Genomic DNA, 15000 nt, shown 5'->3' with positions numbered 1-15000 from the left:
GCCGGGGCGGCCGGGCAAAGTAGTCTTGTTTGGTGACTACTCCCACCGCCCCCCAGACTTCCCAGAAGCCGGTGCTGGTTGTTGACTACGGTGCCCAGTACGCGCAGCTGATTGCCCGCCGCGTCCGCGAAGCAAATGTGTATTCGGAAATTGTTCCGCACACCTTCACCACCGAGCAGCTTCTGGCCAAGAACCCGGCAGCCATCATCCTCTCCGGCGGACCGTCCAGCGTGTACGCGGATGGTGCCCCCAAGGTTGACGCTGACCTCTTCGACGCCGGCGTTCCGGTTTTTGGCATCTGCTACGGCTTCCAGGCCATGGCGAACGCACTGGGCGGAAAGGTAGCCCGCACGGGCCTGCGGGAGTACGGCGCAACCGAAGCGCTGCTGGTGGGCGATGCCCGCTCCATCCTTGACGGCGTTCCCGCCACCCAGAACACCTGGATGAGCCACGGTGACTCCGTCCACGAGGCCCCGGAAGGCTTCGAGGTCCTCGCAACCACTGAGGGCGCCCCCGTTGCAGCGTTTGCCAATGACCAGAAGCGCCTTTACGGCGTGCAGTGGCACCCCGAGGTCAAGCACTCCGTCCTGGGGCAGCACGTCCTGGAGAACTTCCTCTTCAAGGGTGCGGGCCTGACGCCCAACTGGACCACCGGCAACATCCTCGAAGAGCAGGTGGAACGCATCCGCCAGCAGATCGGGGACTCGAAGGTCATTTGCGGCCTTTCCGGCGGCGTCGATTCCGCTGTGGCCGCAGCCTTGGTCCAGCGTGCCGTGGGGGACCAGCTGACCTGTGTCTTCGTTGACCACGGTCTGCTGCGTGAAGGTGAAGCCGAGCAGGTGGAGCGCGACTTCGTTGCAGCCACGGGCGTCAACCTCTACGTTGCCAACGAACAAGAGCGTTTCCTCAACGCACTGGCCGGGGTCAGTGATCCGGAGACCAAGCGCAAGATCATCGGCCGTGAGTTCATCCGGGCCTTCGAAGAAGCGGAACGGGCCATCATTGCCCAGGCCGCGGCCGAGGGTGAGAAGATCAAGTTCCTCGTGCAGGGCACCCTGTACCCGGACGTCGTCGAATCCGGCGGTGGTGAGGGCGCAGCCAACATCAAGAGCCACCACAACGTTGGCGGGCTCCCGGAGGACCTGCAGTTCGAGCTCGTTGAGCCGCTGCGCGCCCTCTTCAAGGACGAGGTACGCGCCGTTGGCGCACAGCTCGGCCTGCCCCAGGAAATCGTTGGCCGCCAGCCGTTCCCCGGCCCCGGCCTGGGGATCCGGATCGTCGGCGAAGTCAACAAGGAACGGCTTGACCTCCTCCGCAAGGCCGACGCCATTGCCCGCGCCGAGCTGACCGCTGCCGGCCTGGACAACGACGTTTGGCAGATGCCGGTGGTGCTGCTCGCAGACGTCCGCAGCGTTGGCGTGCAGGGCGACGGCCGGACCTACGGCCACCCCATTGTCCTGCGCCCGGTGTCCTCCGAGGACGCCATGACGGCAGACTGGTCGCGCTTGCCGTATGACCTTCTGGCACGTATCTCCAACCGCATCACCAACGAGGTGGATGGCGTCAACCGCGTAGTGCTGGACGTGACCAGCAAGCCGCCGGGAACCATCGAGTGGGAATAGCATCGTAAATGGCCGGTCTCCTTTTCGGAGGCCGGCCATTGCGTTATCCAGGGGCCGGCCCGAATGTGGCGGCACCCACGAATTGTGGTCGATTTTTTCCCCGGCCAGTGTCGTGAAGCGGGCTTGCAGGGTATTCCCGCTACCCTCGAAAGTATGCCGGTATGGTCCAAGGCGTCTAAAGCTAGTACAGAAAAGAAGGCAGAAGTTGTGTCAGTAAGTCAAGGCCACGAGGACGGCTCCGAAGAGCTCCGGAAATGGCTGTCCGGACTTAAGCCCGTTACTGGTGCGGACACGATGCTGCGTTTCGTCAAGACGCCCGAAGGCGCCATTGATCTCAGCAACGCCCATCCATCCGGACTGGCGCAGTTGTTGGCGGGGCGCAGAACGCGCCTGTCCACGCTGATCCGGGACAGGCAGCAATACATTGTTGCAGCCCGTGCCGCCCGGAACATCCGCTCAAAGATCTTCGAGCTGGGCAACGACCGCGGCATTGAGGCAGGCTATCTGTCGGCCGGCACTGTGGTGTGGACATCGGCCGTCGGTGGGAAGCCGCAGCGCGTTTCGGCTCCCGTGATGCTGACGTCCATTGCACTCACTGTTCGTCCGGGCGAGGACGACTTCGAACTGCAGTTGACCGAACAGGCCCGCATCAATCCGGCCCTGGTGCGCCATCTCAAGAATGTTCACGGCATCGTCTTCGACGTCAACGCTGTGGCACGCATGGCCTACAACACCGCGCGGCTGGATCCCCAACCGGTCCTCGACCGCCTTGCCACGCTCGTACAGCCCATCCACGGCGCCGAGGTGGAGTTCAACCTCTTGGTCACCACATTGGCCGACCTTTCGGGCAATCTCGATGATCCGTGGATCAACATGAACAACCCCATCGTCGCCGCGCTGGCAGCGGTCGCCAATGGTGCCGATATTGAACCGGAGCCCATCAAGGCCGGGCGTTTCCCCAGCTTGGATGATCGCGATCCCGCCGATGAGCTTCTGCTGTTGGATGCCGATACCGACCAGCAGTACGTCGTGGATGCGGTCCGGGCCGGTGACTCCCTGGTGGTCAGCACGCCTCCCGGCAGCGGCCAAACCCAGACCGCCATCAACGCGATCGGCGCCCTGGTCAGCGAAGGCAAGTCCGTGCTGGTGGTTGGCGAACGTCAATCCAGTGTTGCGGGCCTGTCTGCACATTTGGAGTCCCTCGGTCTGGATTCCATGCTTTTCCGGCCCGGCAACGGCACCACGCCGCAGCAATTGAAGGGCCAGTTGGTCCGTGCAATCATGCGGAACGAGAAAGCCCTGGAGCCGCAGCTCGGCAACCTGCATGCCACGTTGACCGGCCACCGGCATGCCCTGGTGGACCATGTTGCCTCGCTGCACAACGTCCGTGAACGGTGGGGGTGCTCCCCATACCAGGCCATGCAGTCGCTGGCCGAGCTGACGTCCATCCACCCGGCACCGTCCACCACCGTTCGACTCAAGCGCAGCGTGCTGGACAACATTAAGGACCGCGAGGAGCTGGCTGGCCGTTTGCGCCGCGCCGCGGAACTTGGCAGCTTCAGCCGGGCATCGACGTCGAGCCCCTGGTACGGGGCCCGGCTCCTCACCCGCAAGGAAACCGAAGAGGCCCGGCAGCTGGCCCAAGTGGCGGAAGAGAAGCTTCCTGTTCTCCGGGAGCGCATGAAGCAACTGGCGGACCACGCAGAGATCCGCCTGGGCGATACCTTCGCTGAGTGGGGCACGCAGCTGGAACTGCTGATCGCGGTGCGCGAGAGCCTGGACAAGTTCACCCCGGATATTTTCGACCGTCCGGTCCATGACCTGATCTCGGCCACGGCCACCTCGGCCTGGCGGCGGGAACGCAACATCGAGATGCCCTCCATGCAACGTTCCAGGCTGCGCCGTGTGGCCAAGGAATACGTTCGTCCCGGCGTCCACATAGCTGATCTGCACAGCTCGCTGGTCCTCGTTCAGGAGCAGCGTGCGCTGTGGGCTGGCTACGCCACAACGCAGAGGCATCCCGCTGTACCGTCGGGTCTTGCGGATCTGGGCGCGCTTTACCGTGAATTGGAAGGCGAACTGCAGCGTTTGGGGGAGGCGTTGAAGTACACCTCCGATGGCGGCTCCCTGCACAAGACGCCCTATGAAGAGCTGATGGAGCGGTTGGAGCGTTTGGTGGCAGATACCGCCACCTTGGAGACACTGCCCGAACGTACCCTCCTCATCGAACAGATGCGCGAGCACGGCCTGGGTGAGCTCCTGGCAGACCTCGCTGCGCGCGAGGTGCCCGCCGAATCCGTGGCCGCTGAGCTGGATCTGGCCTGGTGGCAGTCCGCTCTGGAAGCCATGATCAGCGGGGACGATTACCTGGCTATGTCCGACGGCGACTCCTTGCGCAAGCTGGAAGCCGAGTTCCGCCTCGCCGACCAGGCGCACATTGCCAGCGGGGCCGCCCGATTGCGGTGGCAGCTCGCGTCCAAGTGGCGCCAGGGGATCGTGGAACATCGTCGCCAAGCCGAACTTCTTCGTGATTTGCTCAAGGACGGCAGGGTTACCTTGCCTGCCCTGAGCGCGCAGGCGCCGGACCTGGTTCCGCGCTTGGTCCCGGTCTGGTCGGTCAGCCCCTACCTTCTCACCGGGGTTCTTCCGGCCGAGCAGAAGTTCGATGCCGTCGTGATCATCGACGCCGAATCGACGTCCCTCCAAGCGGTGCTCCCGGCTATTGCCCGGGCCCGTCAGGTGGTGGCTTTCGGTGACGCGAAGATCGCCAATGCGCGCACGTTCAGTGTGGCCGTGGAACCTCCGGTTGCGGGGGTAGCCAGCCACGAAGCCGTGGACAGCGCCTTCAAGGCACTGGCACGGATTCTGCCAACGTGGCAATTGAACTGGGTCTACCGTGCGGTGGACGAGGACCTGGTCCTGCAGCTGAGCAAGAACTATTACGACGGCGGACTTCGGCGGCTCCCGGACGGCAGCTCCGTAACGGGCCTGGACCGCTCCATTGTGGTGGAGTACATTCCTGACGGCACCGGCCTGCCGGGAGCCGACCATGAGGGTGTTGAATCCGTCGCAGCCGAGGTGAACCGGGTAGTTGACCTGGTCTTCGAACACGCCCGCCTGCGGCCCCGCACCTCGTTGGCTGTTGTGACGGCCAGCCTTCGCCACGCGGCCCGGATCGGTGAGGCCATCAGGTTGCAGTTGCCCAACCACCCGCTGCTTCAGACCTTCTTCGGGGCCGGTCCGGAGTCCTTCCGGGTGGTTGACCTGGAGCGGGCGCAGGGCCTTGTGCGGGATCACGTGATCTTCTCGCTCGGCTATGGCCGCACGCCGCACGGCCGGGCACTGCACTCCTTCGGTCCGTTGTCCACTGAGGGTGGGCGGAACCGCTTCGCGTTGGCCATGACCCGGGCCAGGCGCTCGATGCACGTCCTGAGCTGCTTCCGCCCGGAGGACCTGGACCTGGACCGGCTTTCGCATGGTGCGGTTGATTTCTACGAACTGCTGGACCGCGAGCTTTCGGGTAACAGCAATCTGGGTACACCCGCTTCCCGCGCGGTGGCCAGCGAACAGGCCCTGGGTGAAGATCCGCTGGTTGCCGACCTGGGTGAGAGATTGCGGGCGAGGGGAGCCCGGGTTTGGCATCTCTACGATGGCGTCCTGGATATTGCCGCAGCCGCCGATCCCGTGCACACCATCGGCAGGGAAGGCGCGGAGATTCCTACCCCCGTGGCCATTGAGTCGGATGGTACGGAACGGTACCGCCGGATGAGCGTCCGTGAGCGCAGCAGGCTCCGCCCGCAGTTGCTTGAGCGGATGGGATGGCGCTACATGTCCTTGTGGACCATCGAGGTTTTCACCGATCCCTCCTCCTGTGCCGATCGGATCGGCTCCTACTTGGGGCTCGAAAACCACGTTCCTCAGCCGGCGACTGCGCCCCACCATGGTTTCCTGGACATGGATGTAGAACAATTGGACTTGCGTGATTTCCAGCCCTCCTACGTTCGCTCATCACCGGCAGCTCCGGTGGGCGTTGCGTCAGGGGCAGGAACCGGTGACGGGAAAGAAGCGACCGTGAACCCGGCTGAACCCGGCGCTAAGAGCCAGGATGTGGCCAAAGCCAAGGGCAGCGACGAATCCGGAAGCGGCGAGTCCGGAAGCAAGGGGAGTACCGACGGGATGGCCCAGGCAACGGACGATGATGAAGGCAACGCAGACGCTGCCGGCATGACGGAAAGCACGGAAAAGGAAGAACCGGAAGTGGATAGTGAGGCACCCGAGGACGCCAAGGGAAAGCGTGCTGCGGCTAAGCCCGCTGCTGAAGGCGTCCTGCCGAATAAGGCGGCCGAAGATGATCCGCGCCGATGGGGTGACGAACCCGGCTATGACCATGACCAGTGGCTGAAGGAGCAGAAGCCCCCGCACTGGGGCTGACGCTCATTCTGCAGTGTCCGGTGGGCCGGATTGGGGTCCATGCACCAACATAAAGAAAAGCTTGCCGTGCGTTGAAGCGCCGGCAAGCTTTTCTGCTTGCTGGGGGTCTGCGGCTACCACTACCAACCCGTCCGCTTCGGATGTGCCCGGCCATTGGCCGGGGGCATCGCCTTGGGCTGAGGTCCACAGCACAGGAACGGCCCCTGCCAGCACGTCATGGCGTGGGGAAGATGCGGATGCCTCGCTGGCCGAGAGGATGACCGAGATGAGCTGCCCGGGCGAGAGTAAGCGAATTGATGCCGGGTCGGCCATTCGGAGCGGGACGGCGGCCGACCCCGGCGGTGCACCGGTGAGCAATCCCGGACCCAGGAAGCTGGTCTCGGTGGGGATTTGGCCTTTGGCCAGTGGTGCAGCGAGTTGGCGGCCTTGAAGACGTGCAGGGTCCTCGATGGCTCCGGGGAAGGAAGCGCTTCGGGGTATGCCGGCGGTGATGAAGTCTGCTTCAGAGACGCTGGCGCCGACCGGGAGGTCCCTGGCCGAAACCACTATGCTGACCTGTTGCTCGGGAACTGGAGTAAGTTGCTGGACGGCGATTCCGGTGGCCAGGCAGAGCAGCAGGGCCACTGTCAGGCGCCGATGCCTGGCTCCGAAGGAAGCGGCGGTGGCTGTCCAGTGCTGCCCGTGACCGCTTGGGTCTGTTGTACGGGTGGTGCCCTGATGGCGCCGGGTCCCGAAGGGCGTTTGCCTGGTGCGGAAGCGCGGTGCGGAGGGTGGCTTGAGTGGCATATGGCCACGCTAGCCAAGGGGTCCGGCCGCAGGGGAGCGGCCGGAAGCCCTATGTGGATAAAGCGATCAGCTGGCGGCGGCAGCAGGCGCAGGAGTCGCAGCGGGTGCCGGGGTCGCGGGAGCCGAAGGAGCGGCCGAAACCGTGCTTCCCTTGGAATCGCGGGAATCCGTGCGGTAGAACCCTGAGCCCTTGAAAACGACGCCGACGCTGTTGAACTTCTTGCGAAGCGCACCCTTGCACTCCGGGCACTCCGTCAGGGAACTGTCCGAAAAAGACTGCACTATGTCAAAGGCATGGTTGCAGTCTTTGCAGGCGTATGCGTAAGTGGGCACTGAATTCCTCCTTCAGAACAAAGTTCAGGTCCGGCGGCGGCGAGGGGAGGACTACCTCCCTTAGCAGTCGCAGGGCCTGAGTGCCAATTCTATCATCCCGTGGATTCCGCCGGTCGACCGGTCGTTATCTGTGCGGGATACCACGGCATATAACTACCGGCCGAGCCGGACAATTCCCGAGGGCGTCAGAACTTCCGTAACCGGCTGGTCAAAAGCCTCGGCGGGAATCGCACCGGACGGCAACACGTCGTCGTCGTACGTCACCGCTATGGTGCGCGGCCGCTGCGCCGAATCCTTGAGGCCCTGGAGGAAGCGGTCATAGTATCCGCCGCCCTGGCCGATCCTGTTGCCATCGCCGTCAACGGCAGTCGCGGGCATGAAGATGCCTGCCGCATCCGCTCCTGCCACCGCACTGGTAAGCCTCTCGCCCTCGGGCTCATCGATGGGGGCGTAGGAGGACCTCACGAAGGTGGTTTCCGGCGTCCATTCCACCCAGCTCATCGTGCGCCCGGGCTCGCAGACGGGCAACAGGATCCTGTGCCCCTCTTGATGGAGGGCCTCAATCAATGGCAGGGTGGGCGGCTCGAAGGCCACGCCCAAGTAGACGGTAAAGGTGGCCGGGGACCCGCCTGAGACGTCCTTTGCCCAACTCACCCCGTGCCGTGCCAGCGCCTCTCCGGCCGCGGCAATTTGTTCCGGCGTGCGGTTTCGCCGCTGCAGCCGTCGGGCGCTGCGGATTTCTTCCTTGGATTCCATGTCCGTCCGTTTCGTCGAAGTGGTCCGGCGGGCCGGGCAGCGCTGCCCTTGCCGGACGTGAACGTCAACAGATTGTGCACACCCGCACGGCGGGGGTTTACCTTTTGACGTGATCCTTCCGTTAGATTAGTCCGGTGACTCACCATAACAATGCTGTCCGTAAGGCCGTCATCCCCGCAGCGGGTCTCGGTACCAGGTTCCTTCCTGCCACGAAGGCAATGCCGAAGGAAATGCTGCCCGTAGTTGACAAGCCCGCCATCCAGTATGTGGTCGAAGAAGCAGTCAAGGTCGGCTTGCACGACGTCCTCATGATCACCGGCCGCAGCAAGCGTGCCCTGGAGGATCACTTCGACCGTGTGCCGGCGCTTGAAGCCACGCTTGCGGAGAAGGGGGACACCACCAAGCTGGAGGCGATCCAGTCCGCCACCAACCTCGGGGACATCCACTACGTCCGCCAAGGCGATCCCAACGGTTTGGGCCATGCTGTGCTCCGTGCAAAGCAGCATGTGGGGCACGAGCCCTTTGCCGTGCTCCTCGGTGACGACCTCATCGATCCCAAGGACGACCTCCTGAGCGAAATGATCGCCGTGCAGCAGAAGACCGGCGGCTCTGTAGTTGCCCTGATCGAGGTGGAGCCCTCCAAGATCAGCGCCTACGGTTGTGCCGACGTCGAGGAAAACGACGAAGACGGCTACGTACGCATCAAGCAGCTCGTTGAGAAGCCGTCCCCGGAAGAAGCACCCTCCAACCTGGCCGTCATTGGCCGGTACGTCCTGCACCCGGCAGTGTTCGATGTCCTGGAAAACACCGCTCCCGGTCGCGGCGGCGAGATCCAGTTGACCGACGCCCTTGAGGTCCTGGCCCGTGGAGAAGGCGAAGGATCCGGCGTCTATGGCGTGGTCTTCCGCGGCCGCCGTTATGACACCGGGGACAAGCTGAGCTACCTCAAAGCCTGCATCGAGCTTGCTTGCGAGCGTGAAGACCTCGGTCCCGAGCTTCGCGAGTGGCTGCCGGACTTCACGGCTTCCCTGCCCAAGTAACTGCGGTGTACGGCTCTGCCATCTGGCCGGTAACGCTGGAAAGCGGAGACCTCGTACTTCGGCCAATCCGGTACCGCGACAAGCGGGAGTGGTCCGAGGTCCGCTCGCGGAACAGTGAATGGCTCGCGCCGTGGGAGGCATCCAATCCGGCTCCGGGCGGACGGCTCCCAAGCTACCGCCAGATGGTGGCGTCACTTAATGACCAGGCGAGGCAGGCTACCGCACTGCCTTTCCTGATCACCGAAAGGACTCCCGGTTTCCGCGAGCCGCGCATCGTGGGACAGCTGACCGTCTCCTCGATCGTTTGGGGATCGGCGATGATGGCCACGCTGGGGTACTGGGTGGACAAGGACCGCGCCGGGCGCGGGATTGCCCCAACGGCGGTGGCTATGGCTACGGATCATTGTTTCCGCGCGCTCGGATTGCACCGGATGGAGATCAACATCCGTCCAGAGAACGGGCCCAGCCTGCGCGTGGTGGAAAAGCTCGGATTCCGGGACGAGGGCTACCGGCAGAGGTACTTGCACATCAATGGTGAATGGGCGGACCACCGGTCCTTCGCGCTGACGTCCGAGGAAGTGCCGCAGGGACTTCTGCGAGGTTGGCTGGAACGAAGAACGGGCAGGTCATAGGCCGTTTTTCCCGTTCGCGGCCATCATTTGGGGACTCGCAAGCGACACACCGCAGGCAATGCCGCAGCACCTGACGATTTGCTTCTACGGTTTTGAATGTGGACTTCCCTCTCAGCAGCTCAGTGATACTCGTTGTCACTGTTGCGCTGTGGATGGTGTGGGTGGCGCCCTATGTTCTTCGGAGCAAACGGACGCAGGTCCAAACGGCCACCGTGCCGGGTGAGGTATTCGAGGACAAGCCAGACGAAACGCAGGCAGGGGTGGTCTTTACCGTGGCACCTCAGCAGGAGAAACCGATGGAGACCATGCACAGCAAAGCACAGGCGTCGCCCCAGGAATCCCGTGTGGCTAAGTCGTCTCCCCGGGCTACGCCCAACACGCCGTTTACCATCCGCTACGCAAGGTTGACCCTTGCCCTGGCCGGTTTGATATTGCTGGTCACTGCCGCCGTCTCGGGGGTGTTCACCCTCTTCGGCCAAGGCTCCTTCTGGTTGCCTTTGGTGTCGTTCATCGGTGCCGTCCTGGCCGTGGTCGTCTTGCGGAAGCTGGCCCTGCGTGATCTCCGTGAACGGCGCGCCCGCCGCGCGGCACAGGCCACGCGGATTCCCACGCCGGCCAGGTACCTGCCCAAGGAGCCCATTAGCGAGGCCAAGGAAACTCCCGTTTTTGATGCGGAAGCGGACAAACCGGAAACGCCACGGCTTTCTGCCTTGGAACTCCGGCAAGCGGCACTTGCAGTTGCCGTGGCAGCAGGTGATAAGTCGGCAGAAACGTCCGCCGGGAACGAGGGAACTCCCTGGGAACCGGTTGAGATCCCCAAACCCACGTACGTGGGCGCGGCCAAGGCGAACCGTCCCGCCCCTGAGCCCTTGGACCTGCCTGAGGCCCCCAAGCCGGTGGGCAAGCCTGTGCTCAAGCAGGGTGCCGTCCAGCAGGAGGCTGCAGGGCCGGCCCGTACCGCCGTCAAGGGACAGAGCGCCCTGAGCAACCTCGACGACGTCCTTCAACGCCGGCGCGCCTAGGCCGATGGCGGTTCTTTGCGTTGCGGGCGGAACCGGTCAGGTTGGTCGCGAAGTCGTTCGGCTCGCCTTGGCAGCAGGCCACACCGTCAGGGTGTTGAGCCGCCACGTGCCGTCCCCTGGATCGTCCACGCATCACGACGGCGCCACCTACTTCGCGGGTGACGTCACCACCGGTGTTGGCTTGGATGCCGCAGTGGCGGGTGCCGACGTCGTGATCGACTGCTTGGAGGGGCAATTCGGCAAGGCCCGGAAGCAGTTCGCCGACGGCGGTGCCCGGCTTGCTCAGGCAGCGCGCGATGCCGGGGCGGGCAGGGCCGTGGTGTTGTCGATCATTAATTGCGATCGCAGCACGTATCCCTACTACGTATCCAAAGCTTCAAAGGAGCGGGCCTACGCCGACTCCGGGCTGGAGAGCGTAGTGGTGCGGGCCACCCAGTTCCACAGCCTGGTGGCCATGGTCTTTGGAGCCGGTTCCCGTTTGGGACTGATCCCTGTCTTCAAGGGCGCGAGGTTCCAGACCATCTCCCCGGCGGATGCGGCCAAGGCAGCGCTGGAAGCAGCGGAGGGGCCGGGGCAGGGGGCGGGTCATCACGTGCGGACTGTCGGCGGGCCGGAAGTGCTCAGCATGCAGGAGTTGGCGGTATCTTGGAAGGCAGCCACTGGCTCGCGGGGCAAGCTCATCCACGTACCGCTGCCCGGAGCGATGGGCCGTTACTTGCGGGCGGGCTTGAACCTGGTGCCGGAGCAGAAGTACGGCCGGGAGACGTTCGTGTCGTGGTTGGAAAACGGTCGGAAAACTTTATAGCCTAGGGACACTGGCCGCGCCGCAAGGGCGCAGGTTCGGGGGCTATAGCTCAGTTGGTAGAGCGCTTCGTTCGCATCGAAGAGGTCAGGAGTTCGAATCTCCTTAGCTCCACACATTTTCTCCATCCCGTGGCGATCAAGCCCGGATTCTTCGTCTTATGGCTCCAGCGGTTCTCAGGCTGCCTTAACGAACGCTCCCGGCCTGGGCTAGCCTTGGCCGCATGTCCTTCGTAAAACACTTCGACCACGTCGGCATCACCGTTGCTGACCTCGATGGAGCCATAGCCTTCTTTGAAAGCCTGGGCCTTGGACTTGAGGGCCGCATGCACATGGAGGGTGAATTCGTTGACACCGTGATCGGCATCCCCGGATCCCGCAGCGAGATTGCCACTCTGCGGGCTCCTGACGGCGGAACGGGTGTGGAACTGTCCTCGTTTACCCACCCCGGGCACGAACCCGGTTCGCCCGCGGCCATGTCCAACCATCTGGGGTTGCGAAACGTCGCATTCGAGGTGAACCACCTTGATGCCGCCATTGAACGCGTGGGTTCGGCTGGCTATGGACTCATCGGCGGCGTTGGCCGGTATGAGGACATGTGGCGCATGGCCTACATACGGGGTCCTGAAGGAGTCATCGTGGCGCTGGCGGAAAGAATCGATCAGGGCTGATGAGCCATTGTCCCTCTAATGCCCCGGGTATAGCGTTAGCTATCGTTCAGTATCGTTCGCGATCTTCCGAGGTGGGCATCATGCGTGATTCATTCCCCGCAAGCGGGTTCATGGGAAACAATTTCGACGGCGTATGGCAAGCGGTGGAGGACTTCAAGTCCCGCTTTGAAAAGCGGGCAGGAAGCCGGGCGGGCCGCGGCGAACTGCGGACGGCCATCCTCGCGCTTCTGGCCGAGCGGCCCATGCATGGCTATCAAATCATCCGGGAAATCGAGGAGCGCAGCGGCGGTAACTGGAAGCCCAGCGCGGGCTCCGTGTATCCGACACTGCAGTTGCTGGCTGATGAGGGTTTCGTCAGTGCCGAGGAATCCAACGGCCGCAAGATTTATTCACTGACCGAGGCCGGCCGGGAGGACGTCGACAACGCTGAAACTTCGTCGCTGTGGGGCAGCGGGGCGGAGGGCGGGCCCGGGTTCGGGGCGTTGCCCAAGGCCGGCATGGAATTGGCCCAGGCTGCGGCCCAGGTTGGTCGTTCCGGCACTCCCAAGCAGGTTCAGGAAGCTATTGCCGTCCTGGAAGACGCCAGACGCCGGATCTACACCATCCTCGCCCGGGACTGAGGGGGTGGCATCGGTTAGGGGAAGCCGGTCTGTCCAGTCGCCCGGTTTCGGGAACACGCGTGCCCGGTATCGCCGTATCCTGCGTTTCGCGGCGTGGCACCTCGCTGTTACGTGGTGGTTCGAGCTTGCGTTGCCCCGGCTTGGCTTGCGGAGGATTCCGGAACGCAACCGGGCGCGGAGAATGCAGCAGTTCGCCCGGCGGTTCCATGTGCTGGCTGTGGAACTTGGTGGCCTGATGATCAAGGTGGGGCAGTTTATGTCTTCCAGGCTGGATGTCCTTCCGCCCGAGATCACAAAGGAACTCGAAGGGCTGCAGGACGAGGTGCCGGCTGTTCCGTTCGATGAGATCAAGGCACTGGCGGAGGCTGAGCTGGGGACGCCACTGGAGGCGGTCTTTGCCTCCATTGACGAGGTCCCCCTTGCTGCGGCTTCGCTGGGGCAGGCCCACCGTGCTGAACTTCGTGCCGCCGATCGGGAGGACACCGGGCTGGGCAGCGTCGTCTTCAAGGTCCAGCGGCCCGGTATCGACAAGATCGTGGACGTGGACCTCGCCGCATTGCGGAAGGTGGGTGGCTGGCTAAGCCGGATCCGCCTGGTAGCCAGCCGTGCCGACGTTCCCGCGATCATCAAGGAATTCGCCCAAACCAGCCTTGAGGAAATCGACTACCTGAATGAGGCAGCCAACCTCGAGCATTTTGCCGCGGATTTCGCAGGCGATGGCCGGGTGGCTGTCCCGGGCGTGGTGTGGGAGCGGACGTCGCGCCGGGTACTCACGCTGGAGGATGTCACAGCCATCAAGATCACCGACGCGAACGGGCTCCGTTCCGCCGGAATCGACCCTGCGGAAGTCGCACCCGTATTTGCATCGGTCATGTTCGACCAGCTGTTCACCAACGGCTTCTTTCACGCAGATCCGCATCCGGGCAACATCTTCGTTACCCCTGCCGGCGATACGGCGGCAGAACACCCTTGGAAACTGACCTTCATCGACTTCGGAATGATGGGGCAGGTGCCTCCGAAGACACGCGGCGGCCTGCGGAAGCTGCTGATTGCGGCGGCCGCGAGGGACGGGAAAGGACTGGTGGCCGCCATTAGCGATATTGGTGTACTGGTTCCATCCGCAGATACCCGTGCTCTGGAACGGGCCATGACGCAGCTGTTCGCACGCTTTGGCGGTATGGGGTTTGCCGAGCTGCGTGAGGTGGATCCACGGGAATTCCGCGAGTTTGCCGTGGAGTTTGGAGACGTTGTTCGTTCCTTGCCCTTCCAGCTGCCGGAGAATTTCCTCCTTGTCATCCGCGCCATGTCCCTGACCTCCGGGGTTTGCAGCTCCCTTGATCCGAGGTTCAACCTCTGGGATTCCGTGGAACCCTACGCCGCCGGCTTGCTGCGTGAGGAGCGCGGCAACTTCGCCCGGGACGCGGCCTCGCAGGCGCTTGAGATCGCAACGGTGGCCGTCGGCCTCCCCAAGCGTCTGGATGCCGTCCTCACCCGTCTGAATGAAGGTGCCGTGGAGGTGGCCGATCCGCGGGTGGAGCGGCAGTTGGCGAGGCTTGTCCGTCTTGGCCAACGCGGTGTTGCTGCTCTGGTTTTCAGTGCCCTGCTGCTCGCCGGAGCCCTGGTGCGGGCAGCGGACAGCGGGCTTGGCAACGTCCTGATGATCCTTTCTGTCCTGCCTTTGCTCTTCGTCCTGAAGCCGCCGCGTCCCTGACAGCGGGTCCTGCAAAGCGCCGTAGACTTTCCCTGTGACCGAGACCCCTGCAGCGCGTAACGAGCCAAGGCTTGGGATGTCAGGCCCGGTTGTGGTGGGCGTCGTTCCCGGGCAGAGCGCGCAGGTTCTCGATGCCGCCGCGGACCTTGCTGCTGCGGCGGGCCTTGACCTAAGTTGCGTTTTTGTCGATGTCACGGCCTACCGCGTGGACGGTCCGGCGGGGCGGCGGCTGGCTCCCATAGACCCCGACGGCGTTGATGACACCGCAGGCCTGCTGCCGGAGTCCTTGGAGAAGATTCTTGCTGCTGTGCTCAGGGGCAAGGGTGTCACGTGGTCCATGGAATGGTTGTCCGGCGAACCGGCCCACGCGCTGGCACAACACGCCAAGGCGATCGGTGCCTCCCTGATCGTCGTCGGCGCGAGGGAGCGGAAACCAGGTTCGGCCATCAAGGAGTTCGCAGGTGGGTCCGTCGCGCGGCACCTGGTGCACCTGCAGGATCGGCCGGTCGTGGTGGTGCCCGTGCCCCCGGACAACATGGACCGACTGACGGGACCGGGGGAGTGACCCGGCCGGT

13 protein-coding genes and 1 tRNA gene are annotated in these 15000 nt (G+C 63.9%); 11 read left to right on the top strand and 3 right to left on the bottom strand.

Annotated elements, in window-relative coordinates; all coding sequences use genetic code 11:
- Positions 1–32: 32 nt before the first annotated feature.
- The gene (gene guaA, locus QN084_RS04180; RefSeq protein WP_031216589.1) at positions 33–1622 is read left to right on the top strand and encodes a glutamine-hydrolyzing GMP synthase; all 1590 of its coding nucleotides are present in this window, start codon (positions 33–35) and stop codon (positions 1620–1622) included.
- A 153-nt stretch (positions 1623–1775) separates the two neighbouring features.
- The gene (locus QN084_RS04175) at positions 1776–6053 is read left to right on the top strand and encodes a DUF4011 domain-containing protein (RefSeq protein ID WP_069695751.1); all 4278 of its coding nucleotides are present in this window, start codon (positions 1776–1778) and stop codon (positions 6051–6053) included.
- Between the two features lie 3 nt (positions 6054–6056).
- On the opposite strand, the gene QN084_RS04170 is transcribed toward QN084_RS04175, so the two are convergent.
- The 3 genes from QN084_RS04170 to QN084_RS04160 form a co-directional block, all read right to left on the bottom strand.
- Positions 6057–6839: an RcpC/CpaB family pilus assembly protein gene (locus tag QN084_RS04170; protein WP_079941116.1), complete on the bottom strand. Its 783-nt coding sequence runs from the start codon at positions 6837–6839 to the stop codon at positions 6057–6059.
- A 66-nt stretch (positions 6840–6905) separates the two neighbouring features.
- Positions 6906–7172 carry an FmdB family zinc ribbon protein gene (locus QN084_RS04165; protein WP_021472493.1) on the bottom strand — a complete coding sequence of 89 codons (267 nt, stop codon included), beginning with the start codon at positions 7170–7172 and terminating at the stop codon, positions 6906–6908.
- A 153-nt stretch (positions 7173–7325) separates the two neighbouring features.
- Positions 7326–7928 carry a 5-formyltetrahydrofolate cyclo-ligase gene (locus tag QN084_RS04160; protein ID WP_069695750.1) on the bottom strand — a complete coding sequence of 201 codons (603 nt, stop codon included), beginning with the start codon at positions 7926–7928 and terminating at the stop codon, positions 7326–7328.
- 134 nt (positions 7929–8062) lie between these two features.
- Between QN084_RS04160 and galU the strand changes: the two genes are divergently transcribed.
- From galU to QN084_RS04115, 9 genes are all read left to right on the top strand, one after another.
- Positions 8063–8968: a UTP--glucose-1-phosphate uridylyltransferase GalU gene (galU, locus tag QN084_RS04155; RefSeq protein WP_031216593.1), complete on the top strand. Its 906-nt coding sequence runs from the start codon at positions 8063–8065 to the stop codon at positions 8966–8968.
- A gap of 5 nt (positions 8969–8973) precedes the next feature.
- Positions 8974–9600 (top strand): GNAT family N-acetyltransferase, encoded by a 627-nt coding sequence (locus tag QN084_RS04150; protein ID WP_021472497.1) that lies wholly within the window; start codon positions 8974–8976, stop codon positions 9598–9600.
- Between the two features lie 152 nt (positions 9601–9752).
- A complete protein-coding gene (locus QN084_RS04145) occupies positions 9753–10622 on the top strand; it encodes a hypothetical protein (protein WP_069695951.1) in 870 nt (289 codons plus the stop codon).
- A gap of 4 nt (positions 10623–10626) precedes the next feature.
- Positions 10627–11427, top strand: a complete 801-nt coding sequence (locus QN084_RS04140; protein WP_062097412.1) for an SDR family oxidoreductase — start codon at positions 10627–10629, stop codon at positions 11425–11427.
- A 38-nt stretch (positions 11428–11465) separates the two neighbouring features.
- A tRNA-Ala gene (locus tag QN084_RS04135) sits at positions 11466–11538 on the top strand.
- 109 nt (positions 11539–11647) lie between these two features.
- Positions 11648–12094 (top strand): VOC family protein, encoded by a 447-nt coding sequence (locus QN084_RS04130; protein WP_021472500.1) that lies wholly within the window; start codon positions 11648–11650, stop codon positions 12092–12094.
- A gap of 80 nt (positions 12095–12174) precedes the next feature.
- Positions 12175–12714, top strand: coding sequence for a PadR family transcriptional regulator (locus QN084_RS04125; RefSeq protein WP_021472501.1), 540 nt, complete (start codon positions 12175–12177; stop codon positions 12712–12714).
- A gap of 4 nt (positions 12715–12718) precedes the next feature.
- Positions 12719–14425 carry an ABC1 kinase family protein gene (locus tag QN084_RS04120; protein ID WP_069695749.1) on the top strand — a complete coding sequence of 569 codons (1707 nt, stop codon included), beginning with the start codon at positions 12719–12721 and terminating at the stop codon, positions 14423–14425.
- A gap of 34 nt (positions 14426–14459) precedes the next feature.
- Entirely contained in the window at positions 14460–14990 is a 531-nt protein-coding gene (locus tag QN084_RS04115; RefSeq protein ID WP_031216598.1) for a universal stress protein, read from the top strand.
- The last annotated feature ends 10 nt before the right edge of the window (positions 14991–15000 follow it).

The organism is Paenarthrobacter sp. R1 (assembly GCF_030264015.1).
In the GTDB taxonomy this organism is placed as follows: Bacteria; Actinomycetota; Actinomycetes; order Actinomycetales; family Micrococcaceae; genus Arthrobacter; species Arthrobacter ureafaciens.
Note: the sequence above shows the minus strand (reverse complement) of the source record. Positions and strands in the feature narration are given on the sequence as shown.

Coding starts and splice junctions, on each gene's coding strand:
- QN084_RS04175 (WP_069695751.1), top strand. CDS start 1,776: ATGCCGGTATGGTCCAAGGCGTCTAAAGCTAGTACAGAAAAGAAGGCA.
- QN084_RS04170 (WP_079941116.1), bottom strand. CDS start 6,839: ATGCCACTCAAGCCACCCTCCGCACCGCGCTTCCGCACCAGGCAAACG.
- QN084_RS04160 (WP_069695750.1), bottom strand. CDS start 7,928: ATGGAATCCAAGGAAGAAATCCGCAGCGCCCGACGGCTGCAGCGGCGA.
- QN084_RS04145 (WP_069695951.1), top strand. CDS start 9,753: ATGGTGTGGGTGGCGCCCTATGTTCTTCGGAGCAAACGGACGCAGGTC.
- QN084_RS04140 (WP_062097412.1), top strand. CDS start 10,627: ATGGCGGTTCTTTGCGTTGCGGGCGGAACCGGTCAGGTTGGTCGCGAA.
- QN084_RS04130 (WP_021472500.1), top strand. CDS start 11,648: ATGTCCTTCGTAAAACACTTCGACCACGTCGGCATCACCGTTGCTGAC.
- QN084_RS04125 (WP_021472501.1), top strand. CDS start 12,175: ATGCGTGATTCATTCCCCGCAAGCGGGTTCATGGGAAACAATTTCGAC.